At 70.5% G+C, this 18,799-nt stretch carries 19 protein-coding genes and 1 tRNA gene; 12 read left to right on the forward strand and 8 right to left on the reverse strand.

The window, feature by feature from the left end:
* Positions 1 to 93: 93 nt before the first annotated feature.
* On the forward strand, positions 94 to 399 hold the full coding sequence (locus JW613_RS22220; RefSeq protein WP_209212615.1) for a MoaD/ThiS family protein: 306 nt from the start codon (positions 94 to 96) through the stop codon (positions 397 to 399).
* Positions 399 to 1,349, forward strand: coding sequence for a PLP-dependent cysteine synthase family protein (locus JW613_RS22225; RefSeq protein ID WP_209212616.1), 951 nt, complete (start codon positions 399 to 401; stop codon positions 1,347 to 1,349). The genes JW613_RS22220 and JW613_RS22225 overlap by 1 nt, the downstream gene beginning before the upstream one ends.
* A 106-nt stretch (positions 1,350 to 1,455) precedes the next feature.
* On the opposite strand, the gene JW613_RS22230 is transcribed toward JW613_RS22225, so the two are convergent.
* Positions 1,456 to 1,869, reverse strand: coding sequence for a type II toxin-antitoxin system PemK/MazF family toxin (locus tag JW613_RS22230; RefSeq protein WP_209212617.1), 414 nt, complete (start codon positions 1,867 to 1,869; stop codon positions 1,456 to 1,458).
* A 233-nt stretch (positions 1,870 to 2,102) separates the two neighbouring features.
* On the opposite strand from JW613_RS22230, the gene JW613_RS22235 reads away from it, so the two are divergent.
* Entirely contained in the window at positions 2,103 to 2,864 is a 762-nt protein-coding gene (locus tag JW613_RS22235) for an MBL fold metallo-hydrolase (RefSeq protein ID WP_099881292.1), read from the forward strand.
* 33 nt (positions 2,865 to 2,897) lie between these two features.
* Here the strand turns inward: JW613_RS22235 and JW613_RS22240 are convergent, their stop codons facing one another.
* The gene (locus tag JW613_RS22240) at positions 2,898 to 4,139 is read right to left on the reverse strand and encodes a PTS transporter subunit EIIC (RefSeq protein WP_209212618.1); all 1,242 of its coding nucleotides are present in this window, start codon (positions 4,137 to 4,139) and stop codon (positions 2,898 to 2,900) included.
* Between the two features lie 244 nt (positions 4,140 to 4,383).
* On the reverse strand, positions 4,384 to 5,685 hold the full coding sequence (locus JW613_RS22245; protein WP_209212619.1) for a PTS transporter subunit EIIC: 1,302 nt from the start codon (positions 5,683 to 5,685) through the stop codon (positions 4,384 to 4,386).
* Positions 5,686 to 5,868: 183 nt separating this feature from the next.
* Between JW613_RS22245 and JW613_RS22250 the strand changes: the two genes are divergently transcribed.
* The 4 genes from JW613_RS22250 (at position 5,869) to rdgB (ending at position 8,194) form a co-directional block, all read left to right on the forward strand.
* Complete coding sequence (locus JW613_RS22250; protein WP_099881286.1) at positions 5,869 to 6,102, forward strand: PTS sugar transporter subunit IIB; 234 nt, start codon at positions 5,869 to 5,871, stop codon at positions 6,100 to 6,102.
* 189 nt (positions 6,103 to 6,291) lie between these two features.
* Positions 6,292 to 7,017 (forward strand): ribonuclease PH, encoded by a 726-nt coding sequence (gene rph, locus JW613_RS22255; RefSeq protein ID WP_209212620.1) that lies wholly within the window; start codon positions 6,292 to 6,294, stop codon positions 7,015 to 7,017.
* Positions 7,018 to 7,155: 138 nt separating this feature from the next.
* Positions 7,156 to 7,539, forward strand: coding sequence for a hypothetical protein (locus tag JW613_RS22260; protein WP_209212623.1), 384 nt, complete (start codon positions 7,156 to 7,158; stop codon positions 7,537 to 7,539).
* Between the two features lie 46 nt (positions 7,540 to 7,585).
* Entirely contained in the window at positions 7,586 to 8,194 is a 609-nt protein-coding gene (gene rdgB, locus JW613_RS22265; protein WP_209212624.1) for an RdgB/HAM1 family non-canonical purine NTP pyrophosphatase, read from the forward strand.
* 29 nt (positions 8,195 to 8,223) lie between these two features.
* On the opposite strand, the gene JW613_RS22270 is transcribed toward rdgB, so the two are convergent.
* The 3 genes from JW613_RS22270 to bcp form a co-directional block, all read right to left on the reverse strand.
* A tRNA-Leu gene (locus tag JW613_RS22270) sits at positions 8,224 to 8,305 on the reverse strand.
* Positions 8,306 to 8,368: 63 nt separating this feature from the next.
* Positions 8,369 to 9,874, reverse strand: a complete 1,506-nt coding sequence (locus JW613_RS22275) for an MFS transporter (protein WP_209212626.1) — start codon at positions 9,872 to 9,874, stop codon at positions 8,369 to 8,371.
* Between the two features lie 61 nt (positions 9,875 to 9,935).
* Positions 9,936 to 10,412 (reverse strand): thioredoxin-dependent thiol peroxidase, encoded by a 477-nt coding sequence (bcp, locus tag JW613_RS22280; RefSeq protein WP_209212629.1) that lies wholly within the window; start codon positions 10,410 to 10,412, stop codon positions 9,936 to 9,938.
* Positions 10,413 to 10,654: 242 nt separating this feature from the next.
* Here bcp and JW613_RS22285 point away from each other — a divergent pair, with 242 nt between their 5' ends.
* Together JW613_RS22285 and JW613_RS22290 are read left to right on the forward strand one after the other, a co-directional pair.
* Complete coding sequence (locus JW613_RS22285) at positions 10,655 to 11,008, forward strand: DUF3618 domain-containing protein (RefSeq protein WP_209212631.1); 354 nt, start codon at positions 10,655 to 10,657, stop codon at positions 11,006 to 11,008.
* Positions 11,009 to 11,081: 73 nt separating this feature from the next.
* Complete coding sequence (locus JW613_RS22290) at positions 11,082 to 11,384, forward strand: GroES family chaperonin (RefSeq protein ID WP_099881272.1); 303 nt, start codon at positions 11,082 to 11,084, stop codon at positions 11,382 to 11,384.
* Between the two features lie 153 nt (positions 11,385 to 11,537).
* On the opposite strand, the gene JW613_RS22295 is transcribed toward JW613_RS22290, so the two are convergent.
* The gene (locus tag JW613_RS22295) at positions 11,538 to 14,393 is read right to left on the reverse strand and encodes a transglycosylase domain-containing protein (protein WP_209212632.1); all 2,856 of its coding nucleotides are present in this window, start codon (positions 14,391 to 14,393) and stop codon (positions 11,538 to 11,540) included.
* 218 nt (positions 14,394 to 14,611) lie between these two features.
* Between JW613_RS22295 and JW613_RS22300 the strand changes: the two genes are divergently transcribed.
* The 3 genes from JW613_RS22300 (at position 14,612) to JW613_RS22310 (ending at position 17,240) form a co-directional block, all read left to right on the forward strand.
* Positions 14,612 to 15,418 carry an ABC transporter permease gene (locus JW613_RS22300; protein WP_209212634.1) on the forward strand — a complete coding sequence of 269 codons (807 nt, stop codon included), beginning with the start codon at positions 14,612 to 14,614 and terminating at the stop codon, positions 15,416 to 15,418.
* Positions 15,419 to 15,491: 73 nt separating this feature from the next.
* Positions 15,492 to 16,256, forward strand: a complete 765-nt coding sequence (locus tag JW613_RS22305) for an ABC transporter permease (protein ID WP_209212889.1) — start codon at positions 15,492 to 15,494, stop codon at positions 16,254 to 16,256.
* An 18-nt stretch (positions 16,257 to 16,274) separates the two neighbouring features.
* Complete coding sequence (locus JW613_RS22310; RefSeq protein WP_372447980.1) at positions 16,275 to 17,240, forward strand: ABC transporter ATP-binding protein; 966 nt, start codon at positions 16,275 to 16,277, stop codon at positions 17,238 to 17,240.
* A gap of 51 nt (positions 17,241 to 17,291) precedes the next feature.
* Here JW613_RS22310 and JW613_RS22315 read toward each other — a convergent pair whose 3' ends face one another.
* The gene (locus tag JW613_RS22315) at positions 17,292 to 18,590 is read right to left on the reverse strand and encodes an SGNH/GDSL hydrolase family protein (protein WP_209212890.1); all 1,299 of its coding nucleotides are present in this window, start codon (positions 18,588 to 18,590) and stop codon (positions 17,292 to 17,294) included.
* Positions 18,591 to 18,799: the final 209 nt, after the last annotated feature.

The following is an 18,799-nucleotide window of genomic DNA, read 5'->3' on the forward strand; positions in this document are numbered from 1 at the left end:
CCGTCTTTCGCCCCGCACCGCGGGGCGTCCGCGCGTCCGCCTGTCCACAGCACAGCCACAGCCGCACTCTCCCTCTCCGACAGGAGCACTCTCATGGCCATCGAGGTCCGCATTCCGACCATCCTTCGCACCTACACCGACGGCCAGAAGGCGGTCGAGGGCACGGGCAGCACCATCGGTGAGCTCTTCGCCGACCTGGAGAGCCGCCACACCGGCATCCAGGACCGCCTGGTGGACGGCGGTGAGCTGCGCCGCTTCGTGAACGTCTACCTCAACGACGAGGACGTGCGCTTCCTGGACGGCATCTCCACCAAGGTCGGCGACGGCGACAGCATCACGATCCTGCCCGCCGTAGCCGGCGGCGCCGGGGCGGAGCCCCGTCGGGCGGGAACGCGCTGATGCGCTACGACTCCCCGCTCGACGCGGTCGGCAACACGCCCCTCGTACGGCTTCCGAAGCTCTCGCCCTCCGAGGACGTGCGCATCTGGGCGAAGCTGGAGGACCGCAACCCGACCGGCTCCGTCAAGGACCGCCCGGCCCTGCACATGGTCGAACAGGCGGAGAAGGACGGCCGGTTGCGCCCCGGCTGCACCATCCTGGAGCCGACCTCGGGAAACACCGGCATCTCGCTGGCGATGGCGGCCAGGCTCAAGGGCTACCGCATCGTCTGCGTCATGCCGGAGAACACCAGCGAGGAGCGCCGCCAGCTGCTGGCCATGTGGGGCGCGGAGATCATCTCGTCCCCCGCGGCCGGCGGCTCCAACACCGCGGTACGGGTGGCCAAGGAGCTGGCGGCCGAGCATCCGGACTGGGTGATGCTCTACCAGTACGGCAACCCGGACAACGCGGGTGCGCACTACGCCACCACGGGCCCCGAGATCCTCGCCGACCTGCCGTCGGTCACCCATTTCGTCGCGGGGCTGGGCACCACCGGCACGCTGATGGGGGCGGGCCGCTATCTGCGCGAGCACCGTCCGGACATCCAGATCGTCGCCGCCGAGCCGCGCTACGACGACCTGGTGTACGGGCTGCGCAACCTGGACGAGGGCTTCGTGCCGGAGCTGTACGACGAGTCCGTGCTCACCACCCGCTTCTCGGTCGGCTCGGCGGACGCGGTCACCCGCACCCGGGAACTGCTCGCACAGGAGGGCATCTTCGCGGGCGTCTCCACGGGTGCCGCGCTGCACGCCGCGATCGGGGTGGGCCGCAAGGCGCTCCGCGCGGGTGAGAGCGCCGATGTCGTCTTCCTCGTCGCCGACGGCGGCTGGAAGTACCTGTCGACGGGCCTGTACACCGCCGAGTCCGACGAGGCCGCCATCGAGACCGTCCAGGGCCAGCTCTGGGCCTAGCTTTTCTCCGGGCAGGAGGCGCCCCTGTCCGAGGTATGCGGTCTGCGGGTGCTTGGTGGTCGCTCGCGCAGTTCCCCGCGCCCCTGACGGGGCGCCGCCAAGAGGATTACCGCAAGCCCAGCGTGCGGCAGACTCCCTCCCAGGTGGCGGGGTCCACTTCGCCGCAGCGGGCGCGGAGGCGGGCGAGACCGGCCTCGGCGAGGGAGTCGGGCTCCAGATAGGCGGGCCCGGCCGGGGCGTCGGCGGCCAGTACGGGCAGCGCGGAAGGCTCGCGCGTCAGCCGGGCGAGCCGGGCGCCGTCCGTCCACACCGCGAGCACCAGGAAGAGCGCTTCGCCGCCGTCCGGCAGCGTCGCCCGCCAGATCTCTCCGGGCCGGGGCGGCGGCGTCCCCTCGTCCGCCGCTGAGGCGGCCCGCAGGGCGCGTCGCGGGGGGCCCAGTCGGCCCCGGCCGTCGACGAGCGCCGCCACGAAGGCGAGCAGCACGACGCCGCCGAGGGCGAGCCACCACGAGGTGTCCATCTCTTCCCCAAGCTCCGGCCGGGACACTCCGGCCTGTGCGGGTGTCTGCCGCAACACCGTGCGGCGTTTGCGTCGGGGTCCACCGGGGAACGACGCTACCCCGGGCTGGTGATTCCGCCCACACCGCCGCCCCATCGAGGAGTCACCCCGACCCGCGCGGCTTACGCTCGGAAGTCCCCTCGTCAACGACATGGGGACTTCTCCCGCAGGCCGTCAACGGAGGTTCCCACTCCATGAAGCTCACCGTCGTCGGCTGTTCCGGGTCGTTTCCGTCCACGGAATCGGCCTGTTCGAGCTATCTCGTCGAAGCCGACGGTTTCCGGTTGCTCCTGGACATGGGCAACGGCGCGCTCGGTGAGCTCCAGCGTCACTGCGGCCTCTACGACCTCGACGTGATCGCGCTCAGCCACCTCCACGCCGACCACTGCATCGACATGTGCGGCTACTTCGTCGCGCGCTACTACCGCCACGAGGGTGGCCGTTGCAGCCCCATCCCGGTCCACGGCCCGCCCGGCACCGAGCAGCGGCTCACCACGGCCTACGCCGACACGCCCTCCGACTCGTCGATGAGCGAGGTCTTCGCCTTCCGCACCCTGACCGCCGGCGGCAGCTTCGAGGCGGGCCCGTTCCGGGTGCGTACGGAGCTGGTCGACCATCCGGTGGAGGCGTACGCGTTCCGGGTCGAGCACAAGGAGAGCGGACGGGTCCTCACGTATTCGGGTGACACCGGTCCGTGCGCGGAGCTGGAACTGGCCGCGCGCGATGCCGATCTGTTCCTGTGCGAGGCGTCCTTCACGGACGGCAAGGAGCAGATCCCCGGCCTCCATCTGAACGGCAGGGAGGCCGGGGAGGTCGCCGCCAGGGCCGGCGCCGCCCGCCTGGTGCTCACCCATGTACCGCCGTGGACGGACCCGCAGATCAATCTGCGGGACGCCAAAGCGGTGTTCGCCGGGCCGGTGGAGATGGCCCGGCCCGGCGCGGTCTACGAGATCTGAGCGGCGGCGCCGCGACGCCGCCGCTCAGCAGCGCTACTTCGTCAGATCCTCGACCTCTTCGTCCGGCTCCCGCCCCGGGGTCTTGATGTCCAGCCGCACGATCAGGAAGCGGAAGGCCACGTAGTAGACCGCCGCGAAACACAGTCCGATGGGGACGATCATCCAGGGCTTCTCGGCCAGACTCCAGTTGATGGCGTAGTCGATGAACCCGGCGGAGAAACTGAAGCCGTGGTGCACCCCGAGCATCCAGGTCACCGCCATCGAGACGGCCGTGAGCACCGCGTGCACCACGTACAGCACCGGTGCGATGAACATGAAGGTGAACTCGATCGGTTCGGTGATGCCGGTCACGAACGAGGTCAGCGCCAGCGAGACCATCATGCCCGTCACGGCCTTGCGGCGGTGCGGCCTGGCGCAGTGCGCGATGGCCAGCGCGGCGGCGGGCAGCCCGAACATCATGATCGGGAAGAAGCCGGACATGAACTGGCCTGCGCTCGGGTCGCCCGCGAAGAACCGGGCGATGTCGCCGTGCACGACGTCCCCCGAGGCGTCCTTGAAGTCGCCGAGCTGGAACCAGGCCACGGTGTTGAGGAACTGGTGCATGCCGACGGGGATCAGCGCGCGGTTGATCAGGCCGAAGATGCCGGCCCCGGTGGCGCCCAGCCCCGTCATCCACTCGCCGAACGAGGTGATGGCATCGCCGATCGGGCCCCAGACCAGGGTGAAGGCCACGCCGACGAGCAGGCCGACGAAGGCCATGAGGATCGGCACCAGGCGGCGGCCGTTGAAGAAGCCGAGCCAGTCCACCAGCTTGGTGCGGTGGAAGCGCTGCCACACGACGGCGGCGATCAGCCCCATCAGCACGCCGCCCAGCACGCCGGGGTCGTTGTAGACGGCGGGTGTGTCCTCGCCGGCCTTGACCACCGCCTCGTGCACCGGGAACGCCTTCAGGACGTTCTTGTAGACGAGGAAGCCGACGAGCGCGGCCAGCGCCGTGGAGCCGTCGGACTTCTTGGCGAAGCCGATGGCCACACCGATGCAGAACAGCAGCGGCAGGTTGTCGAAGATGGCACCGCCCGCGCCGGCGAACGCGGCGGCGACGTCGTGCCACTTCAGCCCCTCGTCGCCGAAGACGTCGGGCTGGCCGAGCCGATTGAGGATGCCGGCCGCGGGCAGGACGGCGATGGGCAGCTGCAGACTGCGGCCGACCTTCTGCAGTCCTTGGAACAGTCCGGAGCCCCGCTTCTTCGCGGGAGCAGCGGTGTCCGTGCTCATGGGGGTGTTCCTCCAGGTGAAGCGGGCGCGGCACAGGGAGGGGCAGCCCGCGGTGGTCTACACCACTCTGGTGGTGTAGACCATTAGTAACACGGGTGCCGGACCGACCGGAACGGCCTGTTCCGAGTGATCCGGGTAACGTCCGCCACCCTGTGCGGGGCGCAGCCGCCCGGCTCCGCACAGGGCGCCGCCCGGCCCCCGCACGGGGTGCCGACGCCGGGTGCCGGGTGCCGGGCGGCCCGTCCTACCGCGTCACCTCGTCCTCGATCTCCTCGGCGACCTCTTCCGGCTCCCGCCCGGGGGTCTTCAGATCGAACTTGCTGATCACGACGCGGAAGAGCACGTAGTAGACCACCGCGAAACACAGCCCGATCGGGATGATCAGCCACGGTTTGGTGGCCAGGCTCCAGTTGATGACGTAGTCGATCAGCCCGGCGGAGAAGCTGAAGCCGTCGTGGACACCGAGTGCCCATGTCACCGCCATCGAGACGCCGGTCAGCAGTACATGGATGACGTACAGCGCCGGGGCGACGAACAGGAATGAGAACTCGATCGGCTCGGTCACCCCCGTGACGAACGAGGTCAGCGCCGTCGAGAGCATCAGGCCGCCGACCACCTTGCGCCGCTCGGGCCGGGCCGCGTGCGTGATGGCCAGCGCGGCGGCGGGCAGCGCGAACATCATGATCGGGAAGAAGCCGGACAGGAACTGCCCCGCGCTCGGGTCGCCGGCCAGGAAGCGGTTGATGTCGCCGTGCACGACCTCGCCGTCCGGCGTCTTGTAGCTGCCGAACTGGAACCACATGAAGGTGTTCAGGAACTGGTGCATGCCGATCGGGATGAGGGCGCGGTTGGCCACCCCGAAGATGCCCGATCCCCAGGCGCCCAGGTCCGTCATCCACTTCGAGAAGCTGGTGAGCCCGTCCCCGATCGGCGGCCACACCCACTGGCACACCACCGCGAAGAGCAGCGCGACGAAGGCCATGATGATCGGCACCAGGCGGCGGCCGTTGAAGAAGCCGAGCCAGTCCACCAGCTTCACCCGGTGGAAGCGCTGCCAGAACCACGCCGCCAGCAGGCCGACGACGATGCCGCCGAAGACCCCCGGGTTCTGGAAGGTGGCGGCGCCGGCGGCGGTGCCCTCCCCGGTCAGACAGGTGCCCTGCTCGGCGTCGTACCGGGAGCCGGCCGGGCAGGTGGGGAACTGCTGGAGGATGTTGTAGTAGACGAGGAAGCCCGCGACGGCGGCCAGCGCCGTCGAGCCGTCCGCCTTCTTGGCCATGCCGATGGCCACGCCGACGCAGAACAGCAGCGGCAGCCCGAGCGCCGAATCCAGCAGGGCGCCGCCCGCGCCCTGGAAGACCTTGGCCACATCGGTCCAGCCCAGCCCGTCGTCCCCGAAGATGTCCGGCTGGCCGAGCCGGTTGAGGATGCCGGCGGCGGGCAGCACCGCGATGGGGAGCTGGAGGCTGCGGCCCATCTTCTGCAGGCCCTGGAAGAAGGCGGAGCTCCACTTCCTCCCCGGCCCGGCTGCGGCGTTGGCGCTCACGAGCCTCCTCCTGACGCATACTGGTGTAGACCACTAGCGGCGGCCTCGGCAATCGCCGTCACCGTCACCGTCATCATTCGCCAGACAGTGCACCGGCGCTCGGATAGCTGGGCTGATCGTGGGTTAACGTGACAAAGCACCACGCTGCCCACCGGGCCGGAACACAGGGAGAGGGGCAAGGACATGGCCAGCAAGGCTGAGAAGATCGTCGCCGGACTCGGCGGACTCGACAACATCGAAGAGGTCGAGGGCTGCATCACCCGCCTGCGCACCGAGGTCAACGACGCCTCCCTCGTCGACGAGGCCGCGCTGAAGGCCGCCGGCGCGCACGGCGTCGTCAAGATGGGCTCCGCGATCCAGGTCGTCATCGGCACCGACGCCGACCCCATCGCCGCCGAGATCGAAGACATGATGTAGGGACGCGCCCCGTGAGGGGCGCGGGGAACTGCTCCCCCAGACTCCGTCCGGGAGGTGCCCCCACAGGCACAACGCACCCGCGGCCCGCAACGCACAGCAAGGGGCACCCCCTCATCAGCACTGCGGCAAGCAGAGAGGGAGCCCCCTCTCATTCGGCTGAGCCACCCGGCCACCGATACGCTCGCACGCATGTCACGTATCGACGGCCGTACGGCCGAGGAGTTGCGACCCGTCACCATCGAGCGCGGTTGGAGCAAGCACGCGGAGGGGTCCGTCCTCGTCTCCTTCGGCGACACCCGGGTGCTGTGCACCGCCAGCCTGACCGAGGGCGTGCCGCGCTGGCGCAAGGGCAGCGGGGAGGGATGGGTCACGGCGGAGTACGCCATGCTGCCGCGCGCCACCAACACCCGCGGGGACCGCGAATCCGTGCGGGGCCGGATCGGCGGCCGTACCCATGAGATCTCCCGCCTCGTCGGGCGTTCGCTGCGCGCCGTGGTGGACACCAAGGCGCTGGGCGAGAACACCATCGTGATCGACTGCGATGTGCTGCAGGCCGACGGCGGCACCCGCACCGCGGCGATCACCGGCGCGTACGTCGCGCTGGCCGACGCCGTGGCCTGGGCGCAGGACCGCAAGCTGGTCAAGGCCAAGGCCCAGCCGCTGACCGGCACCGTCTCCGCCGTCAGCGTCGGCATCGTCGACGGCGTGCCGCTGCTCGATCTGCGCTACGAGGAGGACGTCCGCGCCGAGACGGACATGAACGTGGTCTGCACGGGCGACGGCCGGTTCGTCGAGGTGCAGGGCACGGCGGAGGGCGCGCCGTTCGCCCGGGAGGAGCTCGACGGGCTGCTCGATCTCGCGGTCGCGGGCTGCGCGCAGCTCGACGGCCACCAGCGCACGGCGCTGGGACGCTGAGACGGCGACGGGAAACCGTGGAAGGCGGGCATCCGGGGGAACTTTGCTCTCGCTTTACGCGTCTAACCGGGTGCGGGCCGCACGTGTCGAACCGTGCGGCCCGACCAGTCGTTGTCGGAGGGGGAGGGGGACGCGCAGGTGTCACGGAGGAAGACCGTCACCGCGACAGCAGCCGTCGCACTGGTCGTCGCACCCCTGCTGCTGAGCTGTTCGGCAGTGGACAGGGCGCTGGACTGCGCCGGAACGGCCTCGACCGTCGCCCGGTCCGTGGACGACCTCCAGCAGGCCGTCTCCGACGCGGGTGAGGACCCGGCCCAGGCGGACAAGGCCCTGGACCGGATCGACAAGAACCTCACCGAGATCGACAAGGAGACGGACGACGGCGATGTCGGCAAGTCCGTCTCGCGGCTGCGCGAGGCGGTCGACAGCGTCCGCTCCGATGTGGAGGCGGGCCGTACGCCGCGCACCCAGCCGGTCGTGGACGCGGCGGACGAGCTGACGAAGGTGTGCACCCCGGGCTGAGGGCCCGGCGCACGCCGCCCGCCGCCGGACGGGATACTGGGGAGCCATGAGCACCCAGCGGCTGATCCTCGCCACCCGCAACGCCCACAAGGTCACCGAGCTGAAGGCGATCCTCGCCGACGCGGGCCTCGAGTTGGACCTGGTGGGCGCCGACGCCTACCCCGAGGTGCCGGACGTCAAGGAGACCGGTGTGACGTTCGCCGAGAACGCCCTCCTCAAGGCGCACGCCCTCGCGCAGGCCACCTCGCTGCCCGCCGTCGCGGACGACTCCGGACTGTGTGTGGACGTACTCGGCGGAGCGCCCGGCATCTTCTCGGCCCGCTGGGCGGGCCGGCACGGGGACGACGCCGCCAACCTGGAGCTGCTGCTGGCCCAGCTCGCCGACATCGACGCCGCGCACCGGGCGGCACATTTCGAGTGCGCCGCGGCCCTCGCGCTGCCCGACGGCACCGAACGGGTCGTCAGCGGCCGGCTGCGCGGCACCCTGCGGCACGCCCCCGCGGGCGCGGGCGGCTTCGGCTACGACCCGATTCTGCAGCCGGAGGGCGAGACCAGGACCTGTGCCGAGCTCAGCCCTCAGGAGAAGAACGCCATCAGCCACCGCGGCAAGGCGTTCCGCGCCCTCGTCCCCGCCGTGCGGGAGTTGGTCCGCTGAGGGGTGCCTGGGCGCTCCGCCCGTCACGGTGCGCGAGGGGGGACTCGAACCCCCACGTCCGAAGACACCGGCACCTAAAGCCGTCCCGTCTACCAATTCCGGCACTCGCGCGCGCACGTATCGTACTGCGCCCGGCTGTCCGCCCGGCGGGCCGGGGGCGGACAGCCGCACGGGTCAGAAGGTGGGCTCGTGGGTCTCGGCCCGGGCCAGCGCCCGTGCCTCCTCCTGGGTGCTGACCGAGGGCGGCGAGCCCGCCAGCGGCTGCTGGGCCGTCTCCTTCATGCAGGCCACCGCGATGATGCCGAGCAGTGCCGCCCCCGAGGCGTAGTAGGCCGGAGCCAGTTTGTCGCCGGTGGTGTCCACCAGATAGGTCATCACGCCGGGCGCGGTACCGCCGAAGACGGCGGTCGCCACGTTGTAGCCGATGGAGAGCGAGCCGTAGCGCACATCGGTGGGGAAGAGCGCGGGCAGCGTCGCCGACATCGTGCCCAGCAGACACACCAGGCAGGCCCCGAGCACCAGCAGTCCGAACAGCACCGCGACGAAGTTGCCCAGTTGGAAGAGGGCGAAGGCGGGGATGGTCAGTACGAGGAAGCCGACCATGCCGGTCATCAGGACGGGCTTGCGGCCGAACCGGTCGTTGAGGTGCCCCACCCGCTGGATCACCGTGGCCATCGCCACCATCGCGATGATGGCCGCGACCAGCTCCATCGAGTTCTCGTACCCGAGGGCGTCGGTGAGGTAGGCGGGCATGTACGACAGGAGCATGTAGTCGGTGACGTTGTAGGCGGCCACCAGGCCGACGCACAGCAGCAGCGTGCGCCACTGCTGGGCGAAGATCGACCTGAGCTCCTTCTGCGGCACGTTCTCCGACAGCTTCGGCTCGTTCGCCCCCACGGTGCCCGCCTCGGGGGAGTGCGACTGCTGCGCGGCCTGCTTCTGGAAGGCCGGGGTCTCGTCCAGCTTCATCCGCAGATACAGGCCGACGACCCCGATCGGCCCACCCACCAGGAAGGGGATGCGCCAGCCCCAGCGCAGCATCGTGTCGTCGCCCAGCGCGGTGTTCAGCACCAGCACCAGTGCGGCCGCGCCGGTGTAGCCGGTGAGGGTGCCCAGCTCCAGGAAGCTGCCGAAGAAGCCGCGGCGCTTGTCGGGCGCGTACTCCGCGATGAAGGTGGCCGCGCCGCCGTACTCGCCGCCGGTGGAGAAGCCCTGCACCAGCCGGCAGACCAGCAGCAGCACCGGCGACATGATCCCGATCGACTCGTAGGAGGGGATCAGGCCGATGCAGAAGGTGCCCGCCGCCATCAGCACCATCGTCAGCGCCAGTACCGTCTTGCGGCCGATGCGGTCGCCGAGCGGACCGAAGAACAGTCCGCCCAGCGGTCGCACCAGGAAGGAGGCGGCGAAGGCGGTGAACGAGGCGAGCAGTTGGGTGCTGCCGCCGGGGAAGAACACCTTGCCGATGGTGACCGCGAGATAGGCGTAGATCCCGAAGTCGAACCACTCCATGGCATTGCCGACAGCGGCTGCCGCGGTGGCGCGCTTGACCGTCGCCTCGTCGGTCACCGTGATGTCGCTACGGCGGACCTTCGGCGTCCGCCTGCGTCTGACCGCACGGAAAAGGTGCCGGTGCCGCTTGAGGGCAGCCGGGTCCCGGGGCTGATCCTCGTGCTTCATCCCTCATGGGTACCACCGGCTTCACCTCGGCATTCCCACCGTTGTCAAGGGCCCCGCAGGATCACTCCGAAGCCAGCCCCATGTCCTTGATCAGCTTGGCCACGTGCCCGGTGGCCTTCACGTTGTACAGCGCCCGTTCGACCTTGCCCTCCTCGTCCACGACGACCGTGGAGCGGATGACGCCGGTGACGGTCTTGCCGTACAGCTTCTTCTCGCCGAAGGCGCCGTAGGCCTCCATCGTCTCCTTGCCCGGGTCGCCGACGAGGGTGACCTTCAGCGACTCCTTCTCACGGAACTTCGCCAACTTCTCCGGCTTGTCGGGGGAGACGCCGATGACGTCGTAGCCCTGGTCGGCCAGCAGCTGCAGATTGTCCGTGAAGTCGCAGGCCTGCTTGGTGCAGCCGGGGGTCAGCGCCGCCGGGTAGAAGTACACGATCACCTTCCGGCCCCGGTGGCCGGAGAGCGAGACGTCGTTGCCGTCCGCGTCGGGCAGCGTGAAGTCCGGGGCGACGTCGCCGGGCTCCAGTCGTGGGCTCATCGGGGCTCCTTCACTCCAGTGCGTTTCCTCGGGTGGCCGCCGCGGTACCCACCGGTAGTGCTGTACTTGTCCGTAGTGGACTCATCCGCGGTCGACTTGTCCGCAGCGGCGGGGCCAGCCCTGCCCGAGCGTATCCAAAGGCCGCCGATCGGGGACGCCACGGGGCGGCGGCACCGGCTAGCTGACAGGATGGCCGCTGACACACGGTAGGACGCAGGACTGACAGCGACGGAGGCAGCTCGGTGCCGGAAGCCAGGACCCCCGCGGACATCGAGGCGGACATCATCCGCAGGCGGCAGGATCTCGCCGCCGCGCTGGACGAGATCGCCGTACGCGTGCATCCGAAGACCATCATGGGTGACGCCAAGGCGCGGGCGGCCGCCGCGGTGGACCGCACCGCGGGGCGGGCGTACGTGGTGGCCAACCGCACGGTCACCGATGTGCGGGCCCAGTTCGTCGGCGAGGACGGCGCCGTGCGGCTGGACCGGGTCGTGCCCGCCGCCGTGCTGGCCGTCGCCGTGGTGGGCGGCGCGCTCGCCCTCTCCTCCCGGCACAAGCCCGCCGGCCGTGGCCGGGCTCGCCGCCGTCGCCACTGAGGCGCTGAGATACGGTCTTCCGGTGAGCCCAAAGACCCCTGCTTCCACACACGATGACAAGCTGCCGATCCGCATGCTGCACGACCGCGTGCTCGTACGGACCGATACCAGCGAAGGAGAGCGCCGCTCCTCCGGCGGCATCGTGATCCCCGCGACGGCGGCCGTAGGACGCAAGCTCGACTGGGCGGAGGTCGTCGCCGTCGGCCAGAACGTACGAACGGTCGAGCCCGGGGACCGGGTGCTGTACGACCCGGAGGACCGGGCCGAGGTCGAGGTCCGGGGGGTCGCCTACGTCCTGATGCGCGAACGGGACTTGCACGCGGTCGCCGCCGAACGCCTCCAGGACACCGCCGACTCCACGGGTCTGTACCTGTAGCGTCGGCAGCGCCGCTGCCTCGGCGGCGGCCCCCCGCGGCGAGTGATCCGCTCCGCCCCTGACGGAGGAAGGGCGCCCCCTCAGCTCCATGGAGGGGGCGCCCTTCCGTATTCACCAGCGCGTATTCACCAGCGCGTATTCACCAGCGCGTGCTCACCAACGGCGGACACCGGGCGCCCCGCCGTTCCAGGCGCTGCCCGGATCTCCTTCGGTATCCCCGCCCGGGGCTCCGTTCCCGCCGACGCCGCCGGGGTCGCCGCCGCCGGGGTCACCGGGGCCGCCTCCGTCCACCCCGCCGATCGCCGGGTCGCTCGGCGGCGGGCTGCTGGGCGGCTGGGTGGACGGGGGAGGCGACGAGGGACCCTCGGTCGGCTCCTCGGGCTGGGTCGGCTTGTCGCTCGGCTCGTCCGACGGTGCCTCGGAGCTCGGGTCGGAGCTGGACGGCGGCTGGGTGCCGGGCACGTTCCCTTTGCCCGCCGTCTCCAGGTCGAAGTCCTTGACCGGGCGGCCCTCCAGCGCCTTCTTCGTGTAGGCGCCCCAGATCTCCGCCGGGTAGCCGCCGCCGTTGACGCGCGGCTGGCCACCGGCCCCGTACAGCGGCTCCTGGACGGCCGTCTTGGGGTTCTGGCCCATCACACCGATGACGGTGGCCAGGTCCGGGGTGTAGCCCGCGAACCAGGCCGCCTTGTCCTCCTCGGCGGTACCGGTCTTACCGGCGGCCGGGCGACCGGCGGCCTGCGCCGCCGTTCCGGTACCGCCCTGGACGACGCTGCGCATCGTGGCCGTCGTGGAGTCGGCGGCGGCCCGGGGGACGGCCTGCTTGGGGTCGTGGTCGGGCAGGTTGACGACCTCGCCGCCCCGGGTGGCCTTCTGCACCATGCTGTAGTGGCCGTGCTTGCCGTGGTTGGCGAGCGTGGCGTACGCCTCGGCCATGTCCAGCGGCGAGGCCGTGGTGACGCCCAGCGCGATGGAGCCGTTCGGGGCCAGATTGGGCACGTTCTTGGAGATGCCCAGGTCGACGGCGGTCTCCACGACCTTCTTGGGGCCGACGTCGATACCCATCTGGGCGAAGACGCTGTTGACCGACTTGTCCATGGCGGTCGAGACGGGGATCTTCCCGTAGGAGCGCTGGTCCTCGTTCTCGGGCGCGTAGCCGGTGCCCTGGCCGTTGCTCACCACTTCGCGCTTGTTGGTGCCGTCGTAGATGGTGTTCGCGCGGATGGGCCGGCCGTCCTGGGTGGTGGACTTGTGCTGGATGGCCGCGGTGAACAGGAACGGCTTGAAGGTCGAGCCGACCTGGTAGTCCCGGCGGGTCGCGTTGTTCGTGTACTGCTTGGTGAAGCCGATCCCGCCGTACATCGCGACGACCTTGCCGGTCTTCGGGTCCACCGAGGCGCCGCCGGCGCGGACGTACCTGTCGACCTTGCGGTTCTTCTTGTCCAGCTTCGACATCAGCTTGTCGTCGACCGCGTCGCGCATGGCCTTCTGCTTCTTCGGCTGGAAGGTCGTGGTGATCCGGAAGCCGCCGGCCGCCAGCCGCTGCTCATCGATGATGTTGTTGTTGATGAGGTAGTTCTTGACCGCCCAGACCAGGTACCCGCGCTCCCCGGACATGTTCCGCGGCGGCTTGACGGGGTCCGGCTCGGGGAACTTCATCTTCGCCCGCTCGCCCTTGCCCAGCCAGCCCTCCTCGACCATGCCGTCCAGCACGTAGTTCCAGCGGGCGACGGCGCGGTCCTTGTTCTCCGGGTGGGCGCGGGTGTCGTAGGCGTTGGGCGAGTTGACCAGCGCGGCCAGATAGGCGCCCTCGGCCGTGGTCAGCTCGCTGACGTCCTTGCCGTAGTAGGCGTGCGCCGCCGACTGGATGCCGTAGGCGTTGCGGCCGAAGTAGCTGGTGTTGAGGTAGCCCTGCAGGATGTCGTTCTTGCTGACCTCGTTGTCCAGCTTCAGCGCGATGAAGAACTCCTTGGCCTTACGGGTGACCGTCTGGTCCTGGCTCAGGTAGTAGTTCTTCACGTACTGCTGGGTGATCGTCGAGCCGGACTGGCGCTCCCCACCGGTGATCATGTTCCAGCCGGCGCGGGCCATCGCCTGCGGGTCGACCGCGGACTCGTTGTAGAAGTCGCGGTCCTCGGCGGCCAGCACCGCGTGCTGGGCCTTCTTCGGCACCTGACCGAGTGTGACGTTCTCGCGGTTGATCTCGCCGTCCCGGGCGATCTGGGTGCCGTCCGCGTACAGGAAGACGTTGGTCTGCGCCGCCGCGGCCTTGTTCGGAGCAGGGATGCTCACCAGCAGATAGCCGGCGACCAGCGCGCCCGACACCAGCAGGACGACCAGCAGTACGCCGCCCAGCACCATCCGCCAGGTGGGCAGCAGCCGGCGCCAGCCGGTGCGGCGGCGCTTCTGCTTCTTCTCCAGCTTCGCTGCCTTCTTCGCGGCCTTCTTGGCTTCCTTGGCGCTCATGCCGTCGTCCGCGGCGGAGGTGTTCTCCATGAGGCTGCCGCTCTCCTCGGGTGGGGTGCTGTCCCCGCCCGGTCCGTGCCCCACGGGCATGGCGGCCGTCTGGTCCGCACCGGCCGGTGGCGGCGGTACGGGCGGGGTGGGCGCCGCCGGCGAAGCGGACTGCTGGGACGAAGCAGGCGGCTCGCTCGGCGCGGGCTTGTCCGGTACTGCGGGCTGCTCGCTCGGCGCCGGCCCCTCGCTCCCGTCCGGGGCGGGCTGCTCGGGCCGGTCGGACCGCGCGGGCTGCTGGGGTGCGGATATCGGCCCCTCGCCCCGGTCGGCAGGCTGCTGCTCGCTCCCGCCGTCGCCCTTCGGCGGGCCGCCCTGACCGACGGGTCCCTTCCCGGCCTTGTCAGCGGAACTGCTTCCGGGCTGGTTCGTGCTGCTGCCCGGGGCCCCCGCGCTCTTCCCCGCGGCCCCGGCGGGCTTCTCCTGGGGGGTCTGCTCTGGCGGGCCGTCCGACTCCGGCTCCCGGCCTTCGGCGTCGCTGTTCGGCTCGTCACTCATGTCTGCAGGGACTCCTCGTCCAATGGCGGGCGATGCTGGTACGCCCCGTAGAACACTGTCGCACCCTCCGCACCGGAGAACGCCCTGGGGGCCGTAGCCCGGCCCGGTGGATATTCGATGGTCGTCCACCCGGCCCGTGAGCTAGGCTCCCTGGCTTCGCTCGCGCACGGTGTTCGCACGGAAGTGCTATGGGAAAGACGGTGAAGGAGCTCGAAAGGATGCATCTGCTCCGTCTCAATTTCGCCGTAGCCCTCAGCGGCTTCCGGCGCTACGCCACCTACCGCGTCGCCACGGCGGCCGGCGTCTTCACCAACACCGTCTTCGGCTTCATTCTCGCCTATACCTTCATCGCCCTGTGGCACGAGCGCCCCCACCTGGGCGGTTACGACCAGAGCCAGGCGCTGACCTTCGTGTGGATCGGTCAGGCGATGCTGGCCGGCGCGGCGCTGATGGGCGGCGGTTTCCAGGACGAGTTCCACGAGCGGATCAGGAACGGTGACGTCGCCATCGACCTGTACCGGCCGGTCGACCTTCAGCTGTGGTGGCTCGCCTCCGACCTGGGGCGGGCCGCCTTCCAGCTGCTGGGCCGGGGCGTGGCGCCGCTGGCCGTCGGGGCGCTCGCCTTCGATCTGGCGCTGCCCTCCTCCCCGTGGGTGTGGTTGCGGTTCCTGCTGGCCGTCTGGCTGGCCGTCGTGGTCAGCTTCGCGCTGCGCTACCTGTTCGCGCTGTGCGGCTTCTGGCTGCTGGACGCGACCGGACTGAACGCCCTGTCCACGCTGCTGAGCCTCTTCTTCTCCGGGATGCTGCTGCCGCTGACCGTCTTCCCCGGTGCCTTCGGCGAGGTGGCGCGCCTGCTGCCGTGGTCGGCCACGCTGCAGGTGCCCGCCGACGTACTGCTGGGCACCCATCCGGGCGGCTCGGCGGCCGGGCTCGCCTTCCAGGCGGGATGGGCGCTGGTGCTGCTGGCCGCGGGGCGCGCGCTGCAGACCGCCGCGACCCGCAAGGTGGTGGTCCAGGGTGGCTGACGGAACGCCGCGGCCCCGGGCGGTGCTGGGCGATGCGGTCTGGGGGGTACGGGCCTACGGCTTCATCGTGGCGATGTGGGTGCGCTCGACGATGGCCTACCGGGCCTCGTTCGCGATGATGCTGGCGGCGAACTTCGCGACGACCTTCCTCGACTTCGCCGCCATCATGATCATGTTCTCGCAGGTCGACGCGCTGGGCGGCTTCACGCTGCCCGAGGTCGCCTTCCTCTACGGCACCTCCTGTGTCGCCTTCGGCCTGTCCGACCTGCTGCTGGGCACGGCGGAGCGGGTCGGCCGCCGGGTGCGCGACGGCACGATGGACGTCCTGCTGACCCGCCCTGTCCCCGTCCTCAGCCAACTCGCCGCCGACCGGTTCGCGCTGCGCAGGCTGGGCCGGATCATCCAGGGCTCGCTGGTGCTGGGCTGGGCCGTACTCCGGCTCGACCTGGACTGGACGCCGGGCAGGGTGGCGCTGCTCTTCTCCATGGTGCTGAGCGGCGCCGCCATCTTCGGCTGTGTGTTCGTCCTCGGCGGTGCCTTCCAGTTCTGGGCGCAGGACGCCTCGGAGGTGCAGAACGCCTTCACCTACGGCGGTACGACGCTGCTCCAGTACCCACCCACCGTCTTCGGCAAGGAACTGGTGCGCGGTGTGACGTTCGTGGTGCCGCTGGCCTTCGTCAACTGGCTACCCGCGCTGCGTCTGCTGGGCCGGGACGATCCGCTCGGGCTGCCGGGCGGCCTCGACTTCGCCTCCCCCGCCGTCGCGCTGCTGTGCTGCGCGGTGACGGGTCTGGTGTGGCGGGCGGGGCTGCGCGCGTACCGCAGCACAGGAAGCTGACGGAAGGAAGTGGGAGCTGTGAGCGACGGGGACGGCGAGTTCATCGATGTCCGGGAGCTGACCAAGACGTTCACGGTGCGCCGCAAAACCGGCCTGCTGCGCCGTACGGCCACTCAGGTGCACGCTGTCGACGGGATCTCCTTCGCGCTCCGGCGCGGGGAGATGGTGGGCTTCATCGGGCCCAACGGGGCCGGCAAGTCGACCACCATCAAGATGCTCACCGGCATCCTCACCCCGACCGATGGAAGCCTGCGGGTGGCCGGGGTCGACCCCTGGCAGGAGCGCACCCGGCTGGTGCGGCGCATCGGCGTGGTCTTCGGGCAGCGCACCACCCTGTGGTGGGACCTGCCGCTGCGGGACTCCTACGGACTGGTCCGCCGTATGTACCGCATCCCGCGGGCCCGCTTCGAGGAGAACCTGGCCCGCTGCGTGGAGCTGCTGGAGCTGGGCGACCTGCTGGATGTGCCGGTACGGCAGCTCTCCCTGGGGCAGCGGATGCGCGGCGACATCACCGCCGCGCTGCTGCACGATCCCGATGTGCTCTACCTGGACGAGCCCACCATCGGCCTGGATGTGGTCAGCAAGGCCCGGGTGCGCCGGTTCCTGGTCGCCCTCAACGCCGAGCTGGGTACCACCGTGCTGCTGACCACCCATGATCTGAGCGACATCGAACACCTGTGCAAGCGGGTCGTGGTCATCGACCACGGCCGCCTCGTGTACGACGGCCTCCTCTCCGGCCTGCACGAGGTGGGGCGCGGTGAGCGCACCCTCGTGGTCGACCTGGAACGTGAGCTGCCCCCCATCGAGGGCATTCCCGGCGCTCGCACGGTGCGCACCGAGGGGCCGCGCCAATGGCTGGCCTTCCCCGCCTCCGCCAGCGCCGCGCCCCTGGTCTCCCAGCTGGCGGCCGACTACCCGCTGGTGGATCTGTCCCTCCGCGAGCCGGCCATCGAGGACGTCATCGCCCGGATGTACGCGGGCTGAGGACCCGGCGCGACGAAGCCGCCGGGCTCGTCCTTGCCGCCGGGCCCGCCCTCACAGCTTCGCCGGGCGCGAGCCCTTCAGCGTCTTCAGGTCCAGGGCCTGGGCCATGGCCTGGTACCCGTTGTCGCTCGGGTGCAGATGGTCGCCCGAGTCGTAGGCCGCACGCAGCCGCTCCGGGTGCGCGGGGTCCCGCAGGGCGGCGTCGAAGTCGACGACGTCGTCGTACACCTTCCCCTTGCGGATCTCGGCGTTGACGGCCTGCCGCACGGCCTCCATCCGAGGGGTGTAGCCGCGGTGGCCGCCGAACGGGGTGAGGGTGCCGCCGACGACGCGCAGGCCCCGCGCGTGCGCCTGGCGCACCAGGTCCCGCAGGCCGTTGACGATCCGCTGCGGATCGCGCTGGCGGGGCGGCTTGATGATGTCGTTGAGGCCCATCTCCACGACGACGACCTTCACACCGGTGCGGGAGAGCACATCGCGGTTCATCCGCGACAGCGCGCTCGGCCCGTTGTTGGGCGAGAACTTGCTGCCGTCGACCAGGACCCGGTTACCGCTGATGCCCGAGTTGAGGACGCTCAGCCGGGGCGCGTCGCGCTCGGTGCGCAGCCGCTCGGCGAGGAAGTCGGTCCAGCGCCGGTTGGCGCCGGGGCTGGAGGTGATGCCGTCCGTGATCGAGTCGCCCAGCACCGCCACGGCGCCCTCGGTCTCGGAGCTCCACACGTCGACACCGGTGAGATAGCGCCAGTACGGGCTCTGCTGGTCGAAGGCGGTGCCCGAGGTGTCCTCGGCGCGGTCGCCCGCGGCCACATAGCTGGTCTGCCGGGCGTACGGGTGGTAGGTGACAGGACCCGAGGGGGTGGGCGAGTAGGTGGTGACCAGCAGGTCGGCGGCGGGCGGCACGTTCAGCCGTACCGCGTCGCTGGTGACCTCGCCCCCGGCCGGGATGGTGACCGAGGACTTGTTGCCGAAGGTGAGGCGGCGCATGCTGCCGGCCGCGGCCGTGGGGTTGCTCGGGGCCGCGGCGAGGGCGACGCTCGCGTGGGTGATGGTCAGCGGGCGGTTGCCGAACAGATTGGACAGCTGGACACGGGCCTGGGTGCCGCCCACGGAGGTGTGCACGACGTTCCGTATCGACATGTTCGCGAAGCCGTCCCGCGAGCGCGGTTCGGCCGCCGCGGGCGCCGCGGCCCAGGTGCCGACCCAGTTGCCCGAGGAGGCGGGTGCGGCCGAGTTGCGTGCCTGGGGTGAATTCTCGTCCAGCCCGTCGCCGTTGTTGCCCGCTCCGATGAATATCGCGGTCGAGACGAGGACCACGATCGCCGCCAGTCCGGCGAGCAGGGCATAGCCCATGTTCCTGGTCACGCGCGATGGTTCTCCTCGGGCTGCACGGAGCCCGCCGGCTCCGGATGGTCTGCGGTGCCATGATCCCACGATCGGGGCACGGCGCCCGCTCGGGGGCCGTACGCCGGACGGGCAGTCGGTGGGCTTTCCCCCGGCACCTGGTCCTTGCTGATGTCGTTTCACTACCGCCGCTCACACAGACGCGGAACAGGCTTGCT

It is taken from the genome of Streptomyces smyrnaeus, assembly GCF_017676345.1.
Classification (GTDB): domain Bacteria; phylum Actinomycetota; class Actinomycetes; order Streptomycetales; family Streptomycetaceae; genus Streptomyces; species Streptomyces smyrnaeus.

What these genes read in the sequence shown, in the direction of transcription:
- JW613_RS22220 (WP_209212615.1), top strand. Translation starts at nt 94, where the DNA reads ATGGCCATCGAGGTCCGCATTCCGACCATCCTTCGCACCTACACCGAC.
- JW613_RS22230 (WP_209212617.1), bottom strand. Translation starts at nt 1,869, where the DNA reads ATGGACACCTCGTGGTGGCTCGCCCTCGGCGGCGTCGTGCTGCTCGCC.
- JW613_RS22305 (WP_209212889.1), top strand. Translation starts at nt 15,492, where the DNA reads ATGTGGGTGCGCTCGACGATGGCCTACCGGGCCTCGTTCGCGATGATG.
- bcp (WP_209212629.1), bottom strand. Translation starts at nt 10,412, where the DNA reads ATGAGCCCACGACTGGAGCCCGGCGACGTCGCCCCGGACTTCACGCTG.
- JW613_RS22275 (WP_209212626.1), bottom strand. Translation starts at nt 9,874, where the DNA reads ATGAAGCACGAGGATCAGCCCCGGGACCCGGCTGCCCTCAAGCGGCAC.
- JW613_RS22225 (WP_209212616.1), top strand. Translation starts at nt 399, where the DNA reads ATGCGCTACGACTCCCCGCTCGACGCGGTCGGCAACACGCCCCTCGTA.
- JW613_RS22300 (WP_209212634.1), top strand. Translation starts at nt 14,612, where the DNA reads ATGCATCTGCTCCGTCTCAATTTCGCCGTAGCCCTCAGCGGCTTCCGG.
- rdgB (WP_209212624.1), top strand. Translation starts at nt 7,586, where the DNA reads ATGAGCACCCAGCGGCTGATCCTCGCCACCCGCAACGCCCACAAGGTC.
- JW613_RS22290 (WP_099881272.1), top strand. Translation starts at nt 11,082, where the DNA reads ATGCTGCACGACCGCGTGCTCGTACGGACCGATACCAGCGAAGGAGAG.
- JW613_RS22295 (WP_209212632.1), bottom strand. Translation starts at nt 14,393, where the DNA reads ATGAGTGACGAGCCGAACAGCGACGCCGAAGGCCGGGAGCCGGAGTCG.
- JW613_RS22235 (WP_099881292.1), top strand. Translation starts at nt 2,103, where the DNA reads ATGAAGCTCACCGTCGTCGGCTGTTCCGGGTCGTTTCCGTCCACGGAA.
- JW613_RS22250 (WP_099881286.1), top strand. Translation starts at nt 5,869, where the DNA reads ATGGCCAGCAAGGCTGAGAAGATCGTCGCCGGACTCGGCGGACTCGAC.
- JW613_RS22240 (WP_209212618.1), bottom strand. Translation starts at nt 4,139, where the DNA reads ATGAGCACGGACACCGCTGCTCCCGCGAAGAAGCGGGGCTCCGGACTG.
- JW613_RS22315 (WP_209212890.1), bottom strand. Translation starts at nt 18,590, where the DNA reads ATGGGCTATGCCCTGCTCGCCGGACTGGCGGCGATCGTGGTCCTCGTC.
- rph (WP_209212620.1), top strand. Translation starts at nt 6,292, where the DNA reads ATGTCACGTATCGACGGCCGTACGGCCGAGGAGTTGCGACCCGTCACC.